We start from the raw sequence: 22,851 nt of genomic DNA, 5'->3' as shown, positions 1-22,851 counted from the left end.
CCCGCCGCCGCACCGAGGGGACGACCGGAGGGCGCCGACCGTGAGCGGTCGGCGCCCTCCGGCGCCCTCCGCGCCCTCCGGCGCCGGAAACCGCGTGGGCCGCCGCGCGGTGGGCCGGGCCGTCAGACGGGGGCGCCGCCCATCAGACGGGTGAACGACTCCGGGTCGGCGTCGAACCCGCGCAGATGCTCGCGGAACTCCCAGGCGCCCGTGCCGTTGCGGGTGAACTCAGCGACGGTGGCGGCCGTCGCCCCGGTCACGCCGGAGAAGTCGTGCTCGGCCAGCTCGACGTAGCCCTCCCTGATCCGCACACCGGTGCGCGCTATGTCGCCGAACGTCCGGCGACCGCTGTGCTGCTGGACCGCCACGCCCACGACCACCCGGGCGTAGGAGGAGGCCAGCCGGCCCAGCTCCAGGGTCATGACCTCGTCGTAGCCGAGACCCAGGCCGGTCCGGCTGTCCCTGCTGAGGTTGATGGTGCCGTCGGGCGAGCGGCTGTCGAAGTGCACGACGTACGCGGGCTCGCCGTGCGGGTCGTCCGCGGTGTAGGTCGCGGCGATGATGTCGAGGTCGTGGGGCGAGGACTCGGAGGGGCTGGGGTCCCACCTGACCGCCACCTCGACCTTCTCCACCCCCTTGTTGGGACTGCTCACCAGGCTCCCCTTCCTAGGAACTGAGCTGCTGCGGGACACGGCCGCTCCCGGCGCGGGGGCCGGTGCGGTGCGACCGCCATGACAGCACATCAACTCTCCTGTCCACCAGGCGGTTTGTCCACAGCGCCCGGTGGCTGCGGGGTGGCCCGCTCCAGGGCGCGCCGCCGGCTCGCAGGAGCCTTGCGCGAGGACCGGGGCCCGGCGGCCGCGGAGATGGCCGAACGCGGGACCGGGCCCCTCGCGCCGGCCGCCCCCGCCCGCGGCAAGCCATGCGATCAGTCACCGATATGGCCGTACGATGGCGCGGTGCTGGTCAAGTGGATGCGCTGCACGGTGGTGGACCGACGAGGCTTCGAGCGGGGGCAGCGGAAGTGGGCCGGGCTGCTCGGCGAGCCGGGCTTCCGGGCGCAGGGCGGCGGCTGGAGCCGTTCCCGGCCGGGCGTGGCGCACCTCTTCGGCTTCTGGGAGAGCCGGGCCTTCTACGACTCGTTCATGGCGCGCTCCCACGACCGGCTGGCGGCCTCGCAGAACGGCACCCACAAGGACGCCCAGGTCCGTCTCTTCGAGTACCGCTTCGATGTGAAGGTGGGTTTCCGTCCGCAGTTCACGGACGCGGACCTGCTGCGTGTAGCCCACTGCCGGGTGCGCCGCGACCGGATCGAGCACTACACCCTGATGCAGGAGAAGGTGTGGAACCCTGCGATGGCCGGGTCGCCCGGGATGCTGCGGGGGGTCTTCGCACAGGCGCAGGCCGAGGACGAGTTCCTGGTGCTGTCGATGTGGGACTCGGCGGCGGAGCACGGCAAGTACCGTACGGAGCGGATCGAGCGGCTGGCGCTCCGTGCCCAGCTGGGGGCGGACGTCACGGCGGTCGGCGGGGACGTGATCGATCTCGAGTCGTCCTGGACGGTCTGACGCCGGTGTCGGAGCCTGCGCCGGTGCCGGTTGCTGCCGGTGCGGGGGCTGTGACCGGGCTCGTGGCTGGGCCGTGGAGCCTTTGCGTGCTTAGGGTGGGTGCATGGCACGACCCCGGCGCATCGTCCTGGTCCGGCACGGCGAGTCGGAGGGAAACTTCGACGACGCGGTCTACGAGCGGGTGCCCGACCACGCCCTGAGCCTCACCGAGCGCGGATTCCGGCAGGCCGAGGCGGCGGGGGAGCGGTTGCGGGCCCTCTTCGGAGAGGAGCGGATCTCGGCCTACGTCTCGCCGTACCGCCGCACCCACCAGACCTTCCGCGCACTGCGTCTGGACCCGGCGCGGGTGCGGATGCGCGAGGAGCCCCGGCTGCGCGAGCAGGACTGGGGCAACTGGCAGGACCGCGAGGACGTACGGCGGCAGAAGGCGGCGCGCGACGCGTACGGGCACTTCTTCTACCGTTTCGCGCAGGGCGAGTCGGGCGCGGACGTCTACGACCGGGTCGGAGCCTTCCTGGAGAGCCTGTGGCGCAGTTTCGAGTCCCCCGACCACCCGCCGAACGTACTGCTGGTGACGCACGGGCTGACCATGCGGCTGTTCTGCATGAGGTGGCTGCACTGGACGGTCGCGGAGTTCGAGTCGCTGTCGAATCCGGGCAACGGGGAGATGCGGGCCCTGGAGCTGGGAACGGACGGGCGCTACCACCTGGACCGGCCGTTCGAGCGCTGGTGCACCCCCGAGTCGTACGCGGGGCCCTACGAGGGGGAGTCCGGGGAGACGTACGGGATGTCCGGGGTGCGCGGGCGCCCCGGAAGGCCCCGGTGAGGCGCTGGCGGCGCGGCGGGCACGCGCCGGCCCTTCCGGCGTGTGCCGGGCGGGCCCCTCGCCGTCCCCTTGTCACCGCTCTGTCACAGAGCGGCGCTCGGAACGCGGGTGCGCGCCGGAGGCGCACTACGGTGGCGCCCGAGTCGCCGCGTTGATCACCGCAAGCCGGTAGGGGGATGCGCGGTGAGGGGAGGGGAGGCCCATGTCCGATCAGCCGTCCGGCGTGCCCGCGGCGAACGAGGTGGACGACACCCCGCCGAAGGACGCCGTCCGGGAGGAGGGCGGGCGCGGGGACGCCCGGCGGGAGGAGGCCGCCCCCGGCGGCGCCGAGCCGGCGGAGAAGCCCGTCCGGACGGCGGGGGAGCCCGTCCACACGCCGGGGAGACCCGCCGCCCCCGGCGGGCGGCGATCCGGTGCGACCCACGGCACGACCCACGGGGCATCCTCCTGGGCCGCGTACGAGCCACCACCCCCGCCCGCCTGGGTGACGGCCGCGAGGCCGGAGGAGCCCGGGCCGATCGGCACAGCCGCGCTCTGGGCGGTGCTGGCCACCGGGGTGCTCGCCGGGTTGCAGCTCGGTGACGGACTGGGCCTCAACATGCTGCTGGCCGCCGCGCCGGCCGCCCTCGCCGCGTACCTCGCCGGACGGGCCGCGGGGCGCGGTGTGCGCCCGTGGTCGCTGGTGTGGGCCGCAGGCGGGGCGGCGCTGCTGCTGGTGCCCGCGCTGCGGGACGCGGGGTGGCCGACCTTCCTGGCGCTGGTGGCGGCCCTCGCGTCGGGGTCGCTGGCGCTGCACGGCACGCGCACCTGGCGGGGGACGCTGATCGGCTGCGTCGGCGTGCTCGGAGAGGTCCTGCCGGGCGCCCTCTGGGCCTGGCGCGGGCTGCGCGAGCGGGCGGACGGATCGCGCGACCGCTGGTGGCCGGCCGTTCGGACGGCCGGCGTCGCGGCCGCGCTGCTGGCCGTCTTCGGCGCGTTGTTCGCGGGTGCGGACGCGGCCTTCGCGGACCTGCTGGCCGGGCTGGTGCCCGATGTGTCGGTGTCGGACGGACCGGCTCACGCCCTACTGGCCGTCCTGGGACTGGCGGCCGCGCTGGGAGCGGCCCGCACCGCCGCGGCCCCCTGGCGCTGGGACCGCGTCGAGGGCGGCCGGGGGCGGCCCCGGGGACGCATGGAGTGGGCGCTTCCCCTGATCGTGCTGAACGCGCTGTTCGCCGCCTTCATCGCCATCCAGCTCGCGGTCCTCTTCGGCGGCTACGACAAGGTCCTCGAGGAGACCGGGCTGACCTACTCGGAGTACGCCCGCCAGGGCTTCTGGCAGCTGCTGACCGTCACCCTCCTGACCCTCGCCGTGATCGCGCTGGCCCTGCGCTGGGCGCCGCGCGGTGTGGCCCGCGACCGCACTCTGGTCCGCGCCGTCCTGGGCGTCCTGTGTGCGCTGACCCTCGTCGTGGTGCTCTCGGCCCTGCGCCGGATGGAGCTGTACGTCGACGCGTACGGCCTGACCAGGCTGAGGGTGTCCGTGGCCGGGGCCGAGCTGTGGCTCGGCGTCGTCATCGTCCTGATCATGGCGGCCGGGGTGTTCGGCGGGCGCTGGCTGCCGCGCGCGGTGGTGACGAGCGCGGCGGGCGCCGTACTGTGCTTCGGACTGGCCTCGCCGGACGCCCTGGTGGCCGAGCAGAACGTGCGGCGCTTCGAACGCACCGGGCAGATCGACCTGGCGTATCTGAGAGGGCTCTCCGCGGACGCCGTACCGGCCCTCGACGCCCTGCCCGAGCCTCAGCGCTCCTGCGCCCTGCAGGACATCGCCGACGATGTCCTCGGCGCCGACAAGCCCTGGTACGCGACCAGTTACGGCGAGGTGCGGGCCCGCGCCGTGCTCACCGGGCGTCCCGCCGACCGGACCGGTCTGCCCTGCGGGCGGCTGGACCGGGAGGGGCGGCTCCCGGAGTACCGCTGAACAGTGCCGGACCGGGCCGGGCCGGCGGGAGACGGGGGACGGCGGGCGGGAGGCCCTCCGGACCCGGGAAGACCCCCGGCCCCGGGGGACGTCCTCCGGAAGGTGGGGCGTACCCTGGCTGACGCCATGCCGTACGAGCCTCCCACCCACCGCGTCGAACGTTCCCTGCGGGCCACCACGGGGGCGAGGGTCGTCGCAGGGATCGACGAGGTCGGCCGGGGCGCCTGGGCGGGGCCCGTCACCGTCTGCGCGGCGGTCACAGGGCTGCGCAGGCCACCCGACGGGCTGACGGACTCCAAGCTCATCGGGCCCGCCCGCCGCACCGAACTCGCCGGGCGGCTCACCGACTGGGTGACCGCCCGCGCGCTCGGGCACTCCTCCCCGGAGGAGATCGACGAACTGGGCATGACGGCCGCCCTCCGGCTCGCCGCCGTACGCGCGCTGGAGGCGCTGCCGGTCCGTCCCGACGCGGTGATCCTCGACGGCAGGCACGACTATCTGGGGGCGCCCTGGCGGGTCCGTACGGTGGTCAAGGGTGACCGCTCGTGTGTCCCGGTGGCCGCGGCGTCCGTGATCGCCAAGGTGCACCGGGATGCCCGTATGGCCGAACTGGGCGTCAAGCACGCCGAGTTCGGCTTCGACCGCAACGCCGGCTACCCCTCGCCCGTTCACCGTGCGGCCCTCGAGGAACTGGGGCCCACGCCCCACCACCGGCTGTCGTGGTCGTATCTGGACGCACTGCCGCGCTGGCGGCACCTGAAACGGGCGCGTGCCGAGCGGACCGAGCAGATCGGCCTCTTCTGAGTCGAAACCGAATCTTTTTCTGAACCCGCCGACGCGTCCGGCGCCGGCGTTTGATAGACAACACCCCATGCCGCACAGCTCCGAGGAGCCCAAGATCCACCCGAATGTCCCCGGCCCCCGCAACATGACGGGCACTGCCCGGGCCCCACAGGTTCCCCGCCCTCCCGCACCCGTTCCCGGTCCCCGGCCCGGTCCTCGGCCGACTCCGCAGCGGGCCGACCGCAGCCGTCCCGTTTCCGGCAGGCCGGCGCCGACGCGCAACGCCGGAGCCTCGCGCCCCGCGGCGGAGGCGGCGGGCACGAAGGCGGCCCCGGGGAAGGCCGCACCGCAGATCCAGCTCGTCGAGGCCACCGACGCCACCGCGGTCGAGGTCGCGGACGAGACCGTCGACAGGCTGCTCGACGAGGGTCGCTCACCCGCCGACGTCCTGGTGTTCACCACCGGTGAGCAGCACCCCTGGGCGCAGCACGAGCTCACCTTCGGCGAGGAGGCCTACTGGCGCCAACAGGCCGAGGGCGATGACGTCTTCTACGCCCACGCGTCGGCCGCGGAGCGCACCACCGGCCGTCCGGTCGTCGTGCTCGCGGTCAACGGTGGTACGGACGAACAGGCTGCCCAGGCACTGCCCGCCGCCCTGACCAGGACAGGGTCGAGGCTGATCGTCTGCGGCGATCCGGGCCGACTGCGCACCCTGCTCTGAACCGGCGCTCCGGCCCGCGGGCCCGCCACCCGGCGGGTCAGCGGGCCGCCGTACCCCACCGCGCCCCGGAGCGCCCCGGGGTCCTTCTCCCGGGGCCGCTTCCCTGCGGGCCGCTTTCCTCAGGTGTCCCGTCGTCCCGGTCCCCGCTTTCCGGCCGTGTGTCCCAGACGGCGGGGCCGCCGACATACGGCCGTCGTCCACCGCGGTCCTCGCCGAGCACCTGCCAGCCGGTACGGGTCACGGTGATGTACGCCCCGCACCGCAGGCCGTGCAGTATGCAGGCGTCACGCAGTCCCCACATCCACGCGCCGTCCTCGTCGCTCCAGCCCGGGTCGTCCTCACGGCAGCACAGCAGGACCGCGGTCCGCGAGGGCCTGCGGCGGCGCAGGTCGTGCGGGACGATCCTGCGCATCTGGGACAGCAGGACGTTGCGGCACTCCCAGCCGTCCGGAGTGGAGTTGGCCCGCGAGAACGACGCGCTGGCGATGATCCGTTCGTCCGGGCCGAGCACCGCGACGACGGAGGTGGCTGGCCCGGGCCGGTGGCGGGTGTGCAGCCCGGCCACCAGTTCGCGCGGGCTGCGCAGCAGAGGGATCCCGGCGGCGGCCCACTCGGCGGGTTCGAGGACGCGTCCGGCGTGGGACGGGGTCCCGGCGGGCGGCGGTGAGACGAAGCCAACGGTCATGGTCCTCCCTCCGTGGCACCGAACCAATTCTCACGGGTGAACACGGCTGCGGCAATGGAGTACCGAGTCGCCCTGATCACGCCGGGTCCCTCCGCGGTGGACCGGCGGGCGGACCGTGACTCAACCCCGCACGGCCAGTACCAGCGGCATCACCCCCTGGGCCCCGGCCCTGCGCAGCAGCCGGGCGGCCACGGCCAGGGTCCAGCCGGTATCCGTGACGTCGTCCACCAGCAGCACCGGGCCGCCGGCCGCCGCGACCGCATCCGCCAGCGGCCCGGGCACCGTCAGCGCACCGTGCAGGGCCCGCAGCCGCTGCGCGCTGTTGCTGCGCGGGATACGGGTGTCCGACGCCCTGTCGGCGTATTCCACGGTGCCCAGCAGCGGCATCCGGCCGACCGCGGCTATCCGTTCCCCGAGAGACCTGATCAGCTGTGGCCGGGTCCGCGAGTCGATCGTCACGACCCCCACCGGGCGGGCCGGCGCGTCTTCCTCCCCCGAGGCCCAGCCGCCCGGTCCCCGCGCCCAGTCGGCGAGTACGGAGACCACGGCACCGGCTACGTCGTCGGGCACCGGTCCGTCCTGCGAGGGCGGCTCCAGCAATGGGCGCAGACGGTTGCCCCATCCGATGTCGGACAGCCGGCCCAGCGCCCTGCCGGGGGCCGCCTGCTCGCCCGTAGGGATGCGGCCCTTGAGGTCCAGGCCGATCGCGGGAAGCCCCGTCGGCCACATCCTGCGGGGCTCCACCTCCACGCCGGGGCGCCCCAGTTCCCCCCTGGCGGCCTCCAGCGCCGCCGGGTCGACGTCGGTGCCGAACCGGGGGCCCGCGCAGTTGTCGCACCGCCCGCAGGGCGCCGCCTCCGCGTCGTCCAGCTGCCGTCGCAGGAACTCCATCCGGCACCCGGAGGTGGCGGCGTACTCCTTCATCGCGCGCTGCTCGGCCTCCCGCTGCCGCGCCACCCAGGCGTACCGCTCGGTGTCGTAGGACCAGGGCTCGCCCGTGGAGACCCAGCCGCCGCGCACCCGCCGCACCGCCCCGTCCACGTCGAGCACCTTGAGCATCATCTCCAGCCGCGAGCGGCGCAGTTCCACCAGTGGCTCCAGAGCGGGCAGGGACAGCGGCCGCCCGGCCGACGCCAGCACGTCCAGAGTGCGGCGCACCTGCTCCTCGGGAGGAAAGGCCAGGGAGGCGAAGTACCGCCAGATCGCCTCGTCCTCCGGGCCGGGCATCAGCAGCACCTCGGCGTGCTCCACCCCGCGTCCGGCCCGGCCCACCTGCTGGTAGTAGGCGATGGGGGAGGAGGGGGAGCCGAGATGGACGACGAAGCCCAGATCCGGTTTGTCGAAGCCCATGCCCAGCGCGGAGGTGGCCACCAGTGCCTTGACCCTGTTGCCCAGCAGGTCCGCCTCGGCCGCCTCCCGGTCGGCGTTCTCCGTCCGTCCGGTGTAGGAGGCGACGGTGTGCCCCCGCTGCCGCAGGAACGCCGCCACCTCCTCGGCGGCCGAGACAGTCAGCGTGTAGACGATGCCGGAGCCCGGCAGCTTGTGGAGGTGGCCGTCGAGCCAGGCCAGCCGGTGCGCCGCGTCCGGCAGGCGCAGCACCCCCAGGCTGAGACTCTCCCGGTCCAGCGGGCCGCGCAGCACCAGCGCGTCCGTCCCCCTCCCGCCGGTGCCCAGCTGCTCCGCCACGTCGGCCGTCACCCGGGCGTTGGCCGTCGCGGTGGTGGCCAGCACCGGGACGCCCGGGGGGAGCTCGGCGAGCATCGTCCGCAGCCGCCGGTAGTCGGGCCGGAAGTCGTGGCCCCAGTCGGAGATGCAGTGTGCCTCGTCAACCACCAGCAGTCCGGTGGTGGCGGCCAGCTTCGGCAGGACCTGATCGCGGAAGTCGGGGTTGTTGAGGCGCTCCGGACTGACGAGCAGCACATCCACCTCGCCCGCGGCCACCTCGGCGTGGACCGTCTCCCACTCCTCGGTGTTCGCGGAGTTGATCGTCCGGGCGCGGACGCCCGCCCGCTCCGCGGCCTCGACCTGGTTGCGCATCAGCGCCAGAAGAGGGGAGACGATCACCGTCGGCCCCTCGCCGCGCTCGCGCAGCAGCGCGGTCGCCACGAAGTACACCGCCGACTTGCCCCAGCCCGTGCGCTGCACCACCAAGGTCCGCCGGCGTTCCACCACCAGAGCCTCGACGGCTCGCCACTGGTCGGCGCGCAGCCTCGCCTCACCGGTGGTGTCGCCGGTGAGGCGGACCAGTACGGCGTCGGCCGCGGCGCGCAGATTCTCCTCGCTCATGCGTCCATGCAACCCGATGACACCGACACCGTGCGAACCGCCTGTGGATAACCAGACCCCCATGCAGTCAATGTGATCATCGGTATATCGGTGCATATGCCTGTTGGAGCCGCCTGTGGACGGAGCCGCACGCCGCCCCGTCCGTCCGCGTCACTGTCGGGGCATGACACAGCACAGCGAATCCACCCGGCAGCCGTCCGCCACCGCCCAGGTCACCCTGCGCGGTCCGGCCGAGCTGGTCGACTCCCTCCCCTACCTGCTCGGCTACCACCCCGACGACTCTGTCGTCCTGGTCGGTCTCCACGGCCCGAACGGCCGTTTCGGCGGCCGGCTCCGCGTGGGCATTCCCGCTGGGGAAGGGGAGTGGCCCGAGCTGGCCGAACAGCTCGCCGACTGTCTGCGCGGCAGCGGCGTCCCACGAGGCGACCGACCCGACGCGGCGCTCGTCTTCCTGTGCCAGGATCCGGCCGGCGGCGAGAGCGGCCGGGCCGTCATGGAACGGCTCCGGCCACTCGCCCAGCGGCTGCGGACCGCCTGCGGGGCGCTGGACATGCCGGTGTACGAGGCGCTGTGCGTCTCCGGCGGCCGCTACTGGTCCTACTCCTGCCCCGACGCCAGGTGCTGTCCCGCCGAGGGCACACCGCTGGGCGTCCCCGGCACCTCGGCCATCGCGGCCGCGGCCGCGTACGCCGGGCTGCGGGTGGAAGGGACCCTGAAGGAGATGACGGCCAGGCTCGTGCCGCTGGGGCCGCCGACCGCCGGGCCGCAGGAGCAGGCCCTCGACACCGCGGGCGCGGCCCTGGTGCCCCGGATGCTGGGTGAGGCCGACCGCGAGACGGTGCGTGCCGAGACCCTGGCGCTCGCCGGGCGGCTGCTCGATCGCTACCGGAACGCGCCGACGGCGGCCCGGAAGGAGGGGATGGCCGGGGGCGACGCCCGGGACGACCGTCTCCTGACCCATGAGGAGGCCGCCACCGTGATTCTCGGTCTCCAGGACCGGATCGCCCGGGACTGGGCCGCGGAGTGGATGGAGGGCGGTGACGCCGTTCCCGCGCTGCGGTTGTGGAGGGCGCTGGCCAGGCGGTGCGTCGGGGCCTACGCCGAGCACGCCGCGGCACCGCTCACCCTTGCCGGATGGGTCGCCTGGTCCGGTGGGGACGAGCCGGGCGCGCGTGTGGCGCTGGGCCGGGCGCTTGACCTGGATCCGGGATACGTCTTCGCGCGGTTGCTCCACGGAGCGTGCAACAGCGGGCTCGACCCCGAACCACTGAGGCAGTGCCTGCGGAGGCAGCGGGCCGCGCGCGGTCTCGGCACCTCGGCGGTCCAAGGCTGACGGGGGAGCGGCGCAAGCCTCTGTTTATCGTCAGGCAGACGACTATGATCACGCCATGCCCTACGACCCGTCGGCCTTCCCTCCCTTCGCCGTCACCGTCGATCTGGTCGTGCTCACCGTGCGAAGGCATGCCCTGTGCGCGCTGGTCGTACGCCGGGGCGAGTCTCCTTACCAGGGGCGGTGGGCGCTGCCCGGAGGGTTCGTGCGCATCGAAGAGGATCTCGGGGCCGCGGCCGCCCGCGAACTCACCGAGGAGACCGGACTGCACGTCCAGGGGCCGGACGACCGGCACACCGGCGCCCATCTCGAACAACTCGCCACCTATGGCGATCCGGGACGGGACCCGCGGATGCGAGTGGTCAGCGTCGCCCACCTGGTGCTGGCCCCCGATCTGCCCACTCCCACGGCCGGCGGCGACGCCGACAGTGTCCGCTGGGCACCGGTGGACAGCCTGCTGCCCCCTGGGCAGCCTTGCGGGGACGGCCCGGACCGAAGTGGCGGGCAGCCCGATCCGCTGGCCTTCGACCATTCCAGGATCCTCGCGGACGGAGTGGAGCGGGCGCGGTCGAAGATCGAGTACTCCTCGCTCGCCACCGCCTTCTGTCCACCGGAGTTCACCGTGGGAGAACTGCGACGGGTCTACGAAGCGGTGTGGGGGGTCGCACTCGACCCGAGGAACTTCCACCGCAAGGTCACCGGCACTCCCGGCTTCCTGGTGCCCACCGGCGGTACGACGACTCGTCAGGGTGGTCGGCCCGCACAGTTGTTCCGGGCCGGCGGCGCCACGGTGCTGAATCCACCGATGCTGCGCCCGGATGTCTGAGGAGAGGAGAAGGAGAATCCTCGCCCCTCCAGGGCGGTGCTCGGCCCGCGGACCGGCCCACCGGGGAGCCGGCGCGGCTCTCACCAGCGGATCCGGGCCCCGGCGATACCGCTTCGCCGCGGGCTGCCCCGTCTGCCGCACGTGCCCGGTCGGAAGACCGTTTCTTTCCGATAAGGCGTCAATCGCGAGGAGGCCGCTGATCACCCTTTCGTGTGCTTTTCACCAAAGCCCTCAAGGCCGTCCGGAGCACCGCCGACAAAGGATGCGTGACTACCCTTGCGCACACCATGATGACCTCGGCTCGCTCCGCCGACTCCGGCCTCACGGGTTCGGGCGGGCCGGACCGTTACGCCTATGCGGAGTCGACCGGCGCGACCCGTACCACCACCGTCCCCGCGTGGGACGGCGGTGAAGCGGACATGGCCCGGGCCGGGCGACGTGCCGCCGGAAACCGGGGACGCGGACTGCACGGCCAACTCGTACAGCAACTCGGGCAGATGATCGTCTCCGGAGACCTCGGGGCCGACCGTCCCCTCGTGCCGGAGGAGATCGGTCAGCGCTTCGAGGTGTCGCGCACCGTCGTCCGCGAGTCGCTCCGGGTTCTCGAGGCCAAGGGCCTGGTCAGTGCCCGCCCCAATGTCGGAACGCGGGTCCGCCCGGTCAGCGACTGGAACCTCCTGGACCCCGACATCATCGAGTGGCGTGCTTTCGGCCCGCAGCGTGACGACCAGCGCCGCGAGCTGTGCGAGTTGCGCTGGGCCATCGAGCCGCTGGCAGCCCGCCTCGCCGCGGACCGCAGTCGGGACGAGGTGCAGCAGCGCCTCGCGGACATGGTCGAGATCATGGGCCACACGCTCGCCCAGGGCGACAGCCTGACCTTCTCCCGGGCCGACGCCGAGTTCCACGCCCTGCTTCTGCAGGCCGCCGGCAACCGGATGCTGGAGCACCTCTCGGGTATCGTCGGCGCGGCCCTCCAGGTCTCCGGGGCGCCCGCCGCCGGATGCGAGCGCCCCACCGAGGAGTCGCTGGCGCACCACCGCAGGATCGCCGAAGCCGTCGCCTCCGGTGAGGCGGCCGCTGCGGAGAACGCGGTCCGCCAGTTGCTCGCGGTCTCCTCCGAGGCGGCCGTCCCCGCGGTGCCCGGCGCGCCCGCTCCGGCCGCGGGCGTGCCCGCCGAGCAGTCCGAGGCCCAGACGGCTCCGGCGGGTGGAGCCGCCGATCATGTGGTGCCGGCGCCCCGCGAACACTGACGTCCGGCTACCGGCCGCACCCGCACGGTGTCGCCGGATCCCGCCGAGCGGGATCCGGCGACGTCTCCTTGAGGCCGGCTCGCCCGCACCCGCGGTGCCGACCGTCCCGGGCGCGGTCCGGGCGTAAGTCACCGTATGGGTGTTTCTGTCCCTCTATGTCGTGTGACCCGGGACACTCCGGCTGGGCGTAACGCTTCGCGTGGCAGCACGATGACTCAAGAGGTGGCAGCTACCGGGGGAATACGGACGCCGCATCCGGCGCTGTAGTTCCTCCGTCGCTCCGCCCGAGCCGCCGGTCATCCCCGCCGGGGCTTGCAGGTCCCGGATCCCTTCGTGGGCGGGGCCGAAGCCGTTTCCATCGTTCCGAGAGGTTGTTCGTGTCGGCCAGCACATCCCGTACGCTCCCTGCGGAGATCGCCGAGTCCGCGTCTGTGATGGCGCTCATTGAGCGGGGAAAGGCCGAGGGGCAGATCGCCGGCGACGATGTGCGTCGGGCCTTCGAGGCCGACCAGATTCCGCCGACCCAGTGGAAGAACGTCCTGCGCAGCCTCAACCAGATCCTCGACGAGGAGGGTGTGACGCTGATGGTGAGTGCCGCGGAGGCCCCCAAGCGCACCCGGAAGAGCGTCGCAGCGAAGGCCCCGGCCAAGCGCACCGCGACCAAGACGGTCGCCGCGAAGAAGACCACCGCCAGGAAGGCCGCCCCGGCCACCGCTCCCGAGGACCCCGCCGAGGACACGGAGGGGGCCGTCGAGGAGGCCGCGGCGAAGCCGGCCAGGAAGGCGCCGGCGAAGAAGGCCGCTGCCAAGAAGACCGCGGCCAAGAAGGCGCCCGCCAAGAAGACCGCGGCGAAGAAGACCGCGGCGAAGAAGTCGGACGTCGACGAGTTGCTCGAGGGTGACGAGGACGTCATCGACGAGCCCCCGGTCAAGGGCGGCAAGGCCGAGGACTCCGCGGCGGAGCCCAAGAACGAGAACGAGGGCTTCGTCCTGTCCGACGAGGACGAGGACGACGCCCCCGCGCAGCAGGTCGCCGCCGCGGGCGCCACCGCTGACCCGGTCAAGGACTACCTCAAGCAGATCGGCAAGGTCCCCCTGCTCAACGCCGAGCAGGAGGTCGAGCTGGCCAAACGCATCGAGGCCGGTCTCTTCGCCGAGGACAAGCTCGCCAACAGCGACAAGATCGCCCCCAAGCTCAAGCGCGAGCTGGAGATCATCGCCGAGGACGGCCGCCGGGCCAAGAACCACCTGCTGGAGGCCAACCTCCGCCTGGTGGTCTCGCTGGCCAAGCGCTACACCGGCCGGGGCATGCTCTTCCTGGACCTGATCCAGGAGGGCAACCTGGGCCTGATCCGCGCGGTGGAGAAGTTCGACTACACCAAGGGTTACAAGTTCTCGACCTACGCCACCTGGTGGATCCGCCAGGCCATCACCCGGGCCATGGCCGACCAGGCGCGCACCATCCGCATCCCGGTGCACATGGTCGAGGTGATCAACAAGCTCGCGCGCGTCCAGCGCCAGATGCTCCAGGACCTGGGCCGCGAGCCCACTCCGGAGGAGCTGGCCAAGGAGCTCGACATGACTCCGGAGAAGGTCGTCGAGGTCCAGAAGTACGGTCGCGAGCCGATCTCCCTGCACACTCCGCTGGGCGAGGACGGCGACAGCGAGTTCGGCGATCTGATCGAGGACTCCGAGGCGGTCGTCCCGGCCGACGCGGTCAGCTTCACGCTGCTGCAGGAGCAGCTCCACTCCGTGCTCGACACGCTCAGCGAGCGTGAGGCCGGCGTGGTCTCGATGCGCTTCGGCCTCACCGACGGCCAGCCCAAGACGCTGGACGAGATTGGCAAGGTCTACGGCGTGACCCGCGAGCGGATCCGCCAGATCGAGTCCAAGACGATGTCGAAGCTGCGCCACCCCTCCCGTTCGCAGGTCCTGCGGGACTACCTCGACTGACCCGTTCACCGGACTCGTCCGCGCATGCCGGAGGGCCGGGACCCCGCCTCGGGGTCCCGGCCCTCCGGCATGCGCTGCTCGCGGGTGCGGACGGTCCTCCGGATGCGGAAGTCGCCCGCATGGCTCACCCTGGGGTGAGGCGGGGCGATCGTACGTCCGAGGAGGCCCCCGTGCGTCCGTTTCACGGCGTGCGGGAGCCTCCGGGGTCCATGGGGCCCGGCGACCGTCGCCGTGCCCGCTCGTGCCCGGGTACGGCAAACGGGCGGCCACCCCGTGAGGGGAGACCGCCCGTACGTCCGGCCCTGGGCCGGTCCGAGCTCGTCGGATGGGGACGCGTTTGCCGCCGGTCGGCAGATCAGTGCTCGCCGTCACCCGCCGTCGCGGGGGTGGCGTTGAGCCGCTCGGTCTCGTCCTGTATCTCCGCAGCGATCTTCTTGAGTTCCGGCTCGAACTTGCGGCCGTGGTGGGCGCAGAACAGCAGCTCTCCACCGCTGACGAGCACAACACGCAGGTATGCCTGGGCGCCGCAGCGGTCGCAGCGGTCAGCGGCCGTCAGCGGGCTCGCGGGGGTCAGAACAGTAGTCACGTCGCCTCTTCTCTAGCTCGACGAGCTGTCGTACCAGGGTCAACATCCAACCAGGCCGAAAACGTTCCCGCTCGTGGCTTTTCCTCGAAAATCTCTGTGTGAGGTGGCTGACATGTTGCCGGTTGGCGGCGAATGAGCCGATTACAGAGATGTGTTGATCTTTGCCGTCTTCGTGTCGTGTGTTCGGTTGTCTCCTCCGGCGCCGGTCTCGCCGGTGTCGTTCCAGAGGACGTGCCCGGAGCCTAGATGGTTCATGCCCGGAAGGGAACGTGATGTACACGTCACCCGGACGAGTTATCGAACGCTTGGTCGACGCTGGTCTAGCATGGGCCTTCTCCTGGGTGGCTTCACCTCGGCTCTCCATGGCCTCGGTACCCTCTGACCCGCAAGACAGCCATCCCCAGCGAAATTCAGCGAGGAGCGAACCGCGTGACCGCCGAGACTCCCCTGGCCTCCGGCAGGGGAAACCCCATGCCGTCCACCGCCCTGCTCACGGGCGCGGACCGTGACGGTTCCAACTACACCGCGCGGCACCTGCTCGTCCTCGAGGGGCTGGAGGCGGTGCGCAAGCGGCCCGGCATGTACATCGGCTCCACCGACAGCCGCGGCCTGATGCACTGCCTCTGGGAGATCATCGACAACTCGGTCGACGAGGCCCTCGGAGGGCACTGCGACCACATCGAGGTGATCCTCCGGGAGGACGGCTCCGTCGAGGTGCAGGACAACGGCCGCGGCATCCCCGTCGACGTCGAGCCCAAGACGGGCCTGTCGGGTGTCGAGGTCGTGATGACCAAGCTGCACGCCGGCGGAAAGTTCGGAGGCGGCTCCTACGCGGCCTCCGGCGGTCTGCACGGCGTGGGCGCATCCGTCGTCAACGCCCTGTCCGCCCGCCTCGACGTCGAGGTCGACCGCGACGGCCGCACGCACTCCGTCAGCTTCCGGCGCGGTGTCCCGGGCATCTTCACCGAGTCCGGCCCGGACGCCCCCTTCGACCCGACGAGCGGACTGCGCAAGAGCAGGAAGATCCCCAAGACCCGCACCGGCACCCGGGTGCGGTACTGGGCCGACCGCCAGATCTTCCTCAGGGACGCCCGGCTCTCCCTGGAGAACCTGCACGCACGTGCCCGCCAGACCGCTTTCCTGGTGCCCGGCCTGACGATCGTCGTCCGCGACGAGCGCGGGATCGACGGCGCACCGCCCGCGCGGGAGGTCTTCCACTACGACGGCGGCATCAGCGAGTTCTGCGAGTACCTCGCTCCGGACCGGCCGCTGTGCGACGTGCTGCGGCTGACGGGCCAGGGCGCCTTCAAGGAGACCGTCCCCGTCCTGGACGAGCGCGGCCACATGATCCCCACCGAGGTCACCCGTGAGCTGGGCGTGGACGTCGCGCTGCGCTGGGGGACGGGGTACGACACCACCGTCAGGTCGTTCGTCAACATCATCGCCACCCCCAAGGGCGGCACCCACGTCGCCGGTTTCGAGCGTGCCGTCACCCGCACGGTGAACGAGGTGCTGCGCTCCGCCAAGCTGCTGCGCGTCGCCGAGGACGACGTCGTCAAGGACGACGCGCTGGAGGGCATGACGGCGGTCGTCACCGTACGGCTGGCCGAGCCGCAGTTCGAGGGGCAGACCAAGGAGGTGCTGGGCACCTCGGCCGCCTCCCGGATCGTCGCCCAGGTGGTCTCCAGGGAGCTCAAGGCGTTTCTGACCTCCACCAAGCGTGATGCCAGGCAGCAGGCCCGCTCGGTGCTGGAGAAGGCCGTGGCCGCGGCCCGCACCCGCATCGCCGCCCGCCAGCACAAGGAGGCCCAGCGCCGCAAGACCGCGCTGGAGTCCTCCGCCCTGCCGGCCAAGCTCGCCGACTGCCGCAGTGACGACGTCGAGCGCAGCGAGCTGTTCATCGTCGAGGGCGACTCGGCGCTCGGCACCGCCAAGCTCGCCCGGAACTCCGAGTTCCAGGCCCTGCTGCCGATCCGCGGCAAGATCCTCAACGTCCAGAAGTCGTCTGTCTCCGACATGCTGAAGAACGCCGAGTGCGGCGCGATCATCCAGGTCATAGGAGCGGGCTCCGGTCGGACGTTCGACATCGACCAGGCCCGCTACGGCAAGGTCATCTTCCTGGCCGACGCCGATGTCGACGGCGCGCACATCCGCTGTCTGCTGCTGACGCTCTTCCAGCGCTACATGAGGCCGATGGTCGAGCAGGGCCGGGTCTTCTCGGCGGTGCCGCCGCTGCACCGGATCGAGCTGATCAATCCCCGGCGGGGCCGTGCGAAGTACATCTACACCTACTCCGACAACGAGCTGCGCCAGACCCTGTTGGAGCTGCAGAGCAAGGGGATCCGCTTCAAGGACTCCATCCAGCGCTACAAGGGCCTGGGCGAGATGGACGCGGACCAGCTCGCGGAGACGACGATGGACCCGCGCCACCGCACCCTGCGGCGCATCAACATCAGCGACCTGGAGGCCGCCGAGAAGACCTTCGACCTGCTGATGGGCAACGAGGTCGCGCCGCGCAAGGAGTTCATCACCACCTCCGCGGCCACGCTGGACCGCTCCCGGATCGACGTCTGACCCCGCGCCGCTCCGGGCCCTCGGCCGCCCTCGCCCCGCCCCCGCCTCCGGCCCGTCCGGAGGCGGGGGCGGGGTTCTTCCGGGCCGGGTCCGGTTCCCGGCGGCCTGTGGCTCCGGCGGGCCGGTCCGCCGGGAACCGGTCCGGTGACTCCTCCCCTGAAAGGGTGAGGAGCCCGGATTCCTCCTCCGCCGGGCCCGCAGCCCTGCCCATCCTGGGACATGCGGATCGACGACCCCTGGCACGACACCCTCGCCTCAGGCTGGGGCGAGGAGCGCGGCGCCACCGCGGCGCCCTTTCCCCGGTGGCCGGCCTCCGGGAGGGCGGCCGCACCCGCCGCCCGCCCCACCCGCCCCCGCGCAGCGGCCCTCCGCGGAACGCGCCGCCGGCGCTGCCTCGTCCTGTCCGCGGCCGCCGCCCTCCTCGTCTGCCAGTCCGCATATCTGGTCACCGCCACCGTCTCGCCCGCCGTGACGGACCGGGCACCGGGCGGCGCGCCCGTCACGGCGGGCACGGTAGCCGGGTTCGCGCAGTTCGTCACCGTCTGCCTGCTGGCCTGTGCGTACGCCCGGCACACACGGCCGCACCGCGACGGACGCGGGAGGACCGCCGGGGAACGCCGGTGCGCCTGTGGAGAGGCCCGGGCGGCGGGCCCGGCGGCCCCGGGCAGGCACAGCCGGGCCCGCTGACCCGCACACCGCCGGGTCACGCACCGGGCCCACTCCAGGGCCCCGGTGCGGAGGTGTCAGAGCGGGGTCACGTCAACGGCCGTCACGCGGGGCTGTACGGACGGCGCGGCGCCGCAGCTCGCGGCCACGGGCGGGACGTCGGTGTCCTCGGTGACCGTGACGATCCAGGAGCGGCCGTCGGAGTGGGCCACCGTGACGCTCCACCGGGGGGCGTCGCCCGTGCTCCCGGTGACCGCCAGGGCGTCGGCGCCCGCCTCGCCCGTCAGCTCGCGCACCGCCAGATCGGCGGCCTGGCCAGGCCGCTCCCAGGCGGACCGGCCACGGCACCCTTCGGTGACGATCCGGCCGCGCCCCAGCTCGTCCAGCACGCCCTTGACGGCGTGGCCCCCCAGCCTGGCGTACGCGTAGCCGTACGGCAGGACCAGCAGGGTGGGGGCGAAGCGGTGGCCGCCGATGTGGGTGGTCTCCCACACCTCGCAGGCGTCGGCGCCCGCCAGCTCCGCGGCCAGTGGGCGGCCCAGGACGGCGCAGCAGCGGTCGCGCCTGCCGTTGGTGCACACCAGGGCCAGGGGATCGCCGCCGTACGGCTCCCACAGCCCGCCGTGGTCGCCCGCGCCGAGCGAGGCCATGGCGGCGGCGTCCAGGCCGTACAGCTCGTCCGTGCCGGCGAGCCGGGCGGTACGCACCCAGGACCGGCCGGGGACGGTGTGGGCGAGGTAGACGCGGCGGAGGGCGGGCCCGCGGAGGTCGGGGCGGCGGCCGGGGCGGCGGATCAGCGCGACCCGTACGCCGGTGCCGGCGGCGGCACGCTCCAGCGCACGGCCGAGCACCGGATCGAGACGGCTGTCGGTGAGGGCCTTCGCCCCCCACGGGCCGGGCTGCTCGACCAGCAGCCATGTCCGGGCGGTCGCGGCGGTGGCGGCCGGCGGTTCGGCCAGCGCCCGGGAGGCGGTCGAACAGGTACTCACACAGGGGAGCCTAACCGCTCCTGCCCGGGGATTCCCGTCGGCGGAAGCCGGCCGGCCCAGGCGGAGCCCGGCAGATCCCCGCAGGTCCGGGGCAGACCTCGGCACGCGGGCGGCGGCGGGGAGGAGGGAGGCCGTCGGCTACCATCGGCAGCCGTTCCGGTACGGCTGCCACCCGCACGATGGAGGCGTGAGCTTGGTCAGGAAGCGGATCCCGGTCGTCGTGCTCGCCGGCTTCCTCGGTTCGGGGAAGACCACCGTCCTCAACCACCTCCTCGCCCACAGCGGCGGCACCCGCATCGGCGTGGTCGTCAACGACTTCGGCAGCATCGAGATCGACGCCATGTCGGTGGCCGGGCAGGTCGACTCGATGATCTCCCTGGGCAACGGCTGCCTGTGCTGCGCCGTCGACACCAGCGACCTGGACACCATGCTGGAACGCCTCGCGCGTCCCTCGGCCCGTATCGACGTCATCGTGGTGGAGGCCAGTGGCCTGGCGGAGCCGGAGACTCTGATCCGCATGATCCTCTCCAGCGACGAGGAGAACATCGTCTACGGCGGGCTGGTGGAGGTCGTGGACGCCGCGGAGTTCGAGGCCACCCGGACCAGGCACCCGGAGCTCGAACGGCATGTGGCGATGGCCGATCTGGTGGTGCTCAACAAGGCGGACCGGGCCGGGGAGAAGGAGCTGTCCGCCCTGGCCGGCCGGCTGCGCGGGATCGGCCGGGGCGTGCCCGTCGTCCCCGTCTCCCACGGGCGCGTCGACCCGGAGCTGCTCTTCGACCCGCGCCCCCGCGACGACGGGGCACAGGGCGTGCGTCAGCTCTCCTTCGAGGATGTGTGGGCCGAGCTCCGCGAGGGCGGGCACGGATGCGGCGACGGACACGAAGGGCACGACGCGCACCTCCACGCCGCCTACCAGAGCGTGGAGTTCACCACCGGCGAGCCGGTGGACCCGCGCAGGCTGATGGAGTTCCTGGACGGCAGGCCCGACGGCCTGTACCGGATCAAGGGCTTCGTCAACTTCGGTGTGCCCGGCCACCGGGAGAAGTACGGGCTGCACGCGGTCGGCCGCTTTCTGCGCTTCAATCCCGGCCCGTGGGAGAACGGCGAGCCGCGTCTGACACAGCTTGTGCTGATCGGCTCCGGCATCGACGCCGGTGCGGTGCGCGAGGAGCTGGCCTCCTGCACGGCCACCGGCTCACCGCGGGAGGCGAGCCCCGACAGCATGTGGGGCGTCCTGCGCTACGTACGGCCCTGAGCGTGCCGCCTCACGAAACGCCCCGGCGGTGCGGCGGCCGGACCGGACCGCCGCACCGGCCGCCGCACCGGGGTGTCACACCGGCCCGGCGACCACCGAGACCGGCTTGGCCAGCGGGGTGCCCGAGCCGTCGCGGCGCGGGTCCGGCTCCGGCAGGTCCACCGGGGAGCCCTTGGCGTCCGCCGCGCGGGCGGGAGTGGCGCCGGCCCAGGCGAAGGTCAGGTGGTCCTCGCCCTTGAGGAAGCGCTGGCAGCGCACCCCGCCCGTGGCCCGGCCCTTGCGGGGGTACTGGTCAAACGGCGTCAGCTTGGCCGTGCTCACCTCGTCGGCCAGCGTGCCGCTCGATCCCGCGACGGTGAAGACCATCGCGTCGGCGGCCGGGTCGACGGCGGTGAAGGAGATCACCTTCGCTCCCTGGCCCAGTTTGACGCCCGCCACGCCGCCGGCGGGGCGTCCCTGCGGCCTGACCTGCCCGGCGGGGAAGCGCAGCAGCTGCGCCTCGTCGGTGACGAAGACCAGGTCCTCCTCGCCGGTGCGCAGCTCCACCGCGCCGACGATCCGGTCGCCCTCCTTGAGGGAGATGACCTCCAACTCGCCCTTGTTGGACGGATAGTCGGGCACCACCCGTTTGACCACGCCCTGCTCCGTGCCCAGCGCCAGCCCCGGCGAGGACTCGTCCAGGGTGGTGAGGCACACCAGATCCTCGCCGTCCTTCAGGGAGAGGAACTCCGTGAACCGGGCCCCGCCCGCCAGGTTCGGCGCGGAGTTCTCCGGAAGCTGAGGCAGGTCGATGACCGAGATCCGCAGCAGGCGCCCCGCGGAGGTCACCGCCCCCACCTCGCCCCGGGCCGTCGCGGGGACGGCCGAGACGACCACGTCGTGCTTGCGGCGCTTGGCGGAGGAGTCGAGGGCCGGCTCGCCGCCCGCGGTGCGGGCCAGCAGCCCTGTGGAGGACAGCAGCACCCGGCACGGGTCGTCCGCCACCTGGAGCGGAACGGCCGCCGCCGGAACGTCCGCCGAGGACAGCAGCTCGGTGCGGCGCGGGGTGCCGTACTTCCTGGCGACCGCGGACAGCTCCGAGGAGACCAGCCTGCGCAGCTCCGCGTCGGACTCCAGGATGCGGGTCAGCTCCTCGATCTCGGCGTTCAGCCGGTCGCGCTCGGACTCCAGCTCGATGCGGTCGAACTTCGTCAGCCTGCGCAGCGGGGTGTCGAGGATGTACTGCGTCTGCACCTCGGACAGGCCGAACCGCTCGATCAGCGACTCCTTGGCCTGCGCGGCGTTCTCGCTGGAGCGGATGATCCGGATGACCTCGTCGATGTCGACCAGCGCCACCAGCAGGCCCTCGACCAGGTGCAGCCGGTCGCGACGCTTGCCGCGCCGGAACTCGCTGCGCCGCCGCACCACGGTGAAGCGGTGGTCGACGTAGACCTCCAGCAGCTCCTTCAGGCCCAGGGTCAGCGGCTGGCCGTCGACCAGGGCGACGTTGTTGATGCCGAAGGACTCCTCCATCGGCGTCAGCTTGTAGAGCTGCTCCAGCACGGCTTCGGGGTTGAAGCCGTTCTTGATCTCGATGACCAGCCGCAGCCCGTGCTCGCGGTCGGTGAGGTCCTTGACGTCGGCGATACCCTGGATCTTCTTGCCGTTGACCAGGTCCTTGATCTTGGAGATGACCTTCTCGGGGCCGACGTTGAAGGGCAGTTCGGTGACGACCAGGCCCTTGCGGCGCGCGGTGACGTTCTCCACCGAGACCGTGGCGCGGATCTTGAAGGTGCCGCGCCCCTTGGCATAGGCGTCCTTGACCCCCTGCAGCCCGACGATCCGGCCGCCGGTGGGCAGGTCCGGGCCCGGCACGAAACGCATCAGCGTCTCCAGGTCCGCGCCGGGGTGCTTGATCAGGTGCCGGGCGGCGGCGATCACCTCGCCCAGGTTGTGCGGGGGCATGTTGGTGGCCATGCCGACCGCGATGCCGGAGGCGCCGTTGACCAGCAGGTTCGGGTAGGCCGAGGGCAGCACGGACGGCTCGGACTCGCTGCCGTCGTAGTTGGGCGCGAAGTCGACGGTGTCCTCGTCGATCGACTCGACCATCAGCCCGGCCGCCGGGGCGGAGCGGCACTCGGTGTAGCGCATGGCGGCGGGCGGGTCGTCGTTGCCCAGCGAGCCGAAGTTGCCGTGCCCGTCCACCAGCGGCAGCCGCATGGAGAAGGGCTGGGCCAGGCGCACCAGCGCGTCGTAGATGGCGCTGTCGCCGTGCGGGTGGAGCTTGCCCATCACCTCGCCGACGACGCGGGCGCACTTGACGTAGCCGCGCTCCGGCCGCAGCCCCATCTCGTGCATCTGATAGAGGATCCGCCGGTGGACCGGCTTGAGCCCGTCGCGTGCGTCGGGCAGGGCGCGCGAGTAGATGACCGAGTAGGCGTACTCCAGGAAGGAGCCCTGCATCTCGTCGACGACGTCGATGTCGAGGACGCGCTCCTCGAACTCTCCCCCGGACGGCGGGGTCTTCGTGCTGCGGCGGGCCATCGCGGCTGCGACTCCTTCTTGCTTACTGCGGACTGTGTGTCCCCGTGCCGGGGCATGGGGACGGACGG

General features: G+C 72.6%; 18 protein-coding genes. 12 read left to right on the top strand and 6 right to left on the bottom strand.

Annotation, left to right across the window (positions count from 1 at the left end):
* Nucleotides 1–122: 122 nt before the first annotated feature.
* Entirely contained in the window at nucleotides 123–653 is a 531-nt protein-coding gene (locus IQ279_RS20375) for a TerD family protein (protein ID WP_206350273.1), read from the bottom strand.
* Between the two features lie 306 nt (nucleotides 654–959).
* On the opposite strand from IQ279_RS20375, the gene IQ279_RS20370 reads away from it, so the two are divergent.
* The 5 genes from IQ279_RS20370 (at nucleotide 960) to IQ279_RS20350 (ending at nucleotide 5,858) form a co-directional block, all read left to right on the top strand.
* The gene (locus tag IQ279_RS20370) at nucleotides 960–1,568 is read left to right on the top strand and encodes a YdbC family protein (protein ID WP_206350271.1); all 609 of its coding nucleotides are present in this window, start codon (nucleotides 960–962) and stop codon (nucleotides 1,566–1,568) included.
* A 103-nt stretch (nucleotides 1,569–1,671) separates the two neighbouring features.
* A complete protein-coding gene (locus tag IQ279_RS20365) occupies nucleotides 1,672–2,394 on the top strand; it encodes a histidine phosphatase family protein (protein ID WP_206350269.1) in 723 nt (240 codons plus the stop codon).
* 202 nt (nucleotides 2,395–2,596) lie between these two features.
* Complete coding sequence (locus IQ279_RS20360) at nucleotides 2,597–4,354, top strand: DUF4153 domain-containing protein (protein ID WP_206350267.1); 1,758 nt, start codon at nucleotides 2,597–2,599, stop codon at nucleotides 4,352–4,354.
* A 126-nt stretch (nucleotides 4,355–4,480) separates the two neighbouring features.
* Entirely contained in the window at nucleotides 4,481–5,158 is a 678-nt protein-coding gene (gene rnhB, locus IQ279_RS20355) for a ribonuclease HII (protein ID WP_206350265.1), read from the top strand.
* 67 nt (nucleotides 5,159–5,225) lie between these two features.
* Nucleotides 5,226–5,858 carry a hypothetical protein gene (locus tag IQ279_RS20350; protein ID WP_206350263.1) on the top strand — a complete coding sequence of 211 codons (633 nt, stop codon included), beginning with the start codon at nucleotides 5,226–5,228 and terminating at the stop codon, nucleotides 5,856–5,858.
* Nucleotides 5,859–5,895: 37 nt separating this feature from the next.
* Here the strand turns inward: IQ279_RS20350 and IQ279_RS20345 are convergent, their stop codons facing one another.
* Nucleotides 5,896–6,543: a hypothetical protein gene (locus IQ279_RS20345; protein ID WP_241028438.1), complete on the bottom strand. Its 648-nt coding sequence runs from the start codon at nucleotides 6,541–6,543 to the stop codon at nucleotides 5,896–5,898.
* A 120-nt stretch (nucleotides 6,544–6,663) separates the two neighbouring features.
* Nucleotides 6,664–8,829: a RecQ family ATP-dependent DNA helicase gene (locus tag IQ279_RS20340; RefSeq protein ID WP_206350261.1), complete on the bottom strand. Its 2,166-nt coding sequence runs from the start codon at nucleotides 8,827–8,829 to the stop codon at nucleotides 6,664–6,666.
* 163 nt (nucleotides 8,830–8,992) lie between these two features.
* Between IQ279_RS20340 and IQ279_RS20335 the strand changes: the two genes are divergently transcribed.
* From IQ279_RS20335 to IQ279_RS20320, 4 genes are all read left to right on the top strand, one after another.
* On the top strand, nucleotides 8,993–10,162 hold the full coding sequence (locus tag IQ279_RS20335) for a DUF4192 domain-containing protein (RefSeq protein WP_206350259.1): 1,170 nt from the start codon (nucleotides 8,993–8,995) through the stop codon (nucleotides 10,160–10,162).
* Between the two features lie 55 nt (nucleotides 10,163–10,217).
* The gene (locus tag IQ279_RS20330; protein WP_206350258.1) at nucleotides 10,218–10,985 is read left to right on the top strand and encodes an NUDIX hydrolase; all 768 of its coding nucleotides are present in this window, start codon (nucleotides 10,218–10,220) and stop codon (nucleotides 10,983–10,985) included.
* 212 nt (nucleotides 10,986–11,197) lie between these two features.
* Nucleotides 11,198–12,235 carry a FadR/GntR family transcriptional regulator gene (locus IQ279_RS20325; protein WP_307792449.1) on the top strand — a complete coding sequence of 346 codons (1,038 nt, stop codon included), beginning with the start codon at nucleotides 11,198–11,200 and terminating at the stop codon, nucleotides 12,233–12,235.
* 377 nt (nucleotides 12,236–12,612) lie between these two features.
* The gene (locus IQ279_RS20320) at nucleotides 12,613–14,187 is read left to right on the top strand and encodes an RNA polymerase sigma factor (RefSeq protein WP_206350256.1); all 1,575 of its coding nucleotides are present in this window, start codon (nucleotides 12,613–12,615) and stop codon (nucleotides 14,185–14,187) included.
* Between the two features lie 355 nt (nucleotides 14,188–14,542).
* On the opposite strand, the gene IQ279_RS20315 is transcribed toward IQ279_RS20320, so the two are convergent.
* On the bottom strand, nucleotides 14,543–14,773 hold the full coding sequence (locus IQ279_RS20315; RefSeq protein ID WP_093662696.1) for a DUF7455 domain-containing protein: 231 nt from the start codon (nucleotides 14,771–14,773) through the stop codon (nucleotides 14,543–14,545).
* A gap of 471 nt (nucleotides 14,774–15,244) precedes the next feature.
* Between IQ279_RS20315 and IQ279_RS20310 the strand changes: the two genes are divergently transcribed.
* Nucleotides 15,245–17,347, top strand: a complete 2,103-nt coding sequence (locus IQ279_RS20310) for a DNA gyrase/topoisomerase IV subunit B (RefSeq protein ID WP_206350321.1) — start codon at nucleotides 15,245–15,247, stop codon at nucleotides 17,345–17,347.
* 219 nt (nucleotides 17,348–17,566) lie between these two features.
* Nucleotides 17,567–18,034, top strand: coding sequence for a DUF485 domain-containing protein (locus IQ279_RS20305; protein WP_206350255.1), 468 nt, complete (start codon nucleotides 17,567–17,569; stop codon nucleotides 18,032–18,034).
* Between the two features lie 56 nt (nucleotides 18,035–18,090).
* Here the strand turns inward: IQ279_RS20305 and IQ279_RS20300 are convergent, their stop codons facing one another.
* Nucleotides 18,091–19,002, bottom strand: coding sequence for a ferredoxin family protein (locus IQ279_RS20300; RefSeq protein WP_206350254.1), 912 nt, complete (start codon nucleotides 19,000–19,002; stop codon nucleotides 18,091–18,093).
* A 193-nt stretch (nucleotides 19,003–19,195) separates the two neighbouring features.
* On the opposite strand from IQ279_RS20300, the gene IQ279_RS20295 reads away from it, so the two are divergent.
* Complete coding sequence (locus IQ279_RS20295) at nucleotides 19,196–20,260, top strand: CobW family GTP-binding protein (RefSeq protein WP_206350319.1); 1,065 nt, start codon at nucleotides 19,196–19,198, stop codon at nucleotides 20,258–20,260.
* Between the two features lie 75 nt (nucleotides 20,261–20,335).
* Here the strand turns inward: IQ279_RS20295 and IQ279_RS20290 are convergent, their stop codons facing one another.
* The gene (locus tag IQ279_RS20290; protein ID WP_206350253.1) at nucleotides 20,336–22,783 is read right to left on the bottom strand and encodes a DNA gyrase/topoisomerase IV subunit A; all 2,448 of its coding nucleotides are present in this window, start codon (nucleotides 22,781–22,783) and stop codon (nucleotides 20,336–20,338) included.
* Between the last annotated feature and the right edge of the window lie 68 nt (nucleotides 22,784–22,851).

Origin of the sequence: Streptomyces verrucosisporus (assembly GCF_017114865.1) — a bacterium.
Classification (GTDB): domain Bacteria; phylum Actinomycetota; class Actinomycetes; order Streptomycetales; family Streptomycetaceae; genus Streptomyces; species Streptomyces fenghuangensis.
The sequence above is the reverse complement of the archived record's forward strand: the minus strand, read 5'-3'. Positions and strand labels throughout refer to the sequence as shown.

Bases quoted from the DNA above. Each gene is read 5' to 3' on its own strand.
- rnhB (WP_206350265.1), top strand. From the start codon at position 4,481: ATGCCGTACGAGCCTCCCACCCACCGCGTCGAACGTTCCCTGCGGGCC.
- IQ279_RS20305 (WP_206350255.1), top strand. From the start codon at position 17,567: ATGCGGATCGACGACCCCTGGCACGACACCCTCGCCTCAGGCTGGGGC.
- IQ279_RS20345 (WP_241028438.1), bottom strand. From the start codon at position 6,543: ATGACCGTTGGCTTCGTCTCACCGCCGCCCGCCGGGACCCCGTCCCAC.
- IQ279_RS20365 (WP_206350269.1), top strand. From the start codon at position 1,672: ATGGCACGACCCCGGCGCATCGTCCTGGTCCGGCACGGCGAGTCGGAG.
- IQ279_RS20310 (WP_206350321.1), top strand. From the start codon at position 15,245: ATGCCGTCCACCGCCCTGCTCACGGGCGCGGACCGTGACGGTTCCAAC.
- IQ279_RS20350 (WP_206350263.1), top strand. From the start codon at position 5,226: ATGCCGCACAGCTCCGAGGAGCCCAAGATCCACCCGAATGTCCCCGGC.
- IQ279_RS20335 (WP_206350259.1), top strand. From the start codon at position 8,993: ATGACACAGCACAGCGAATCCACCCGGCAGCCGTCCGCCACCGCCCAG.
- IQ279_RS20340 (WP_206350261.1), bottom strand. From the start codon at position 8,829: ATGAGCGAGGAGAATCTGCGCGCCGCGGCCGACGCCGTACTGGTCCGC.
- IQ279_RS20360 (WP_206350267.1), top strand. From the start codon at position 2,597: ATGTCCGATCAGCCGTCCGGCGTGCCCGCGGCGAACGAGGTGGACGAC.
- IQ279_RS20330 (WP_206350258.1), top strand. From the start codon at position 10,218: ATGCCCTACGACCCGTCGGCCTTCCCTCCCTTCGCCGTCACCGTCGAT.
- IQ279_RS20290 (WP_206350253.1), bottom strand. From the start codon at position 22,783: ATGGCCCGCCGCAGCACGAAGACCCCGCCGTCCGGGGGAGAGTTCGAG.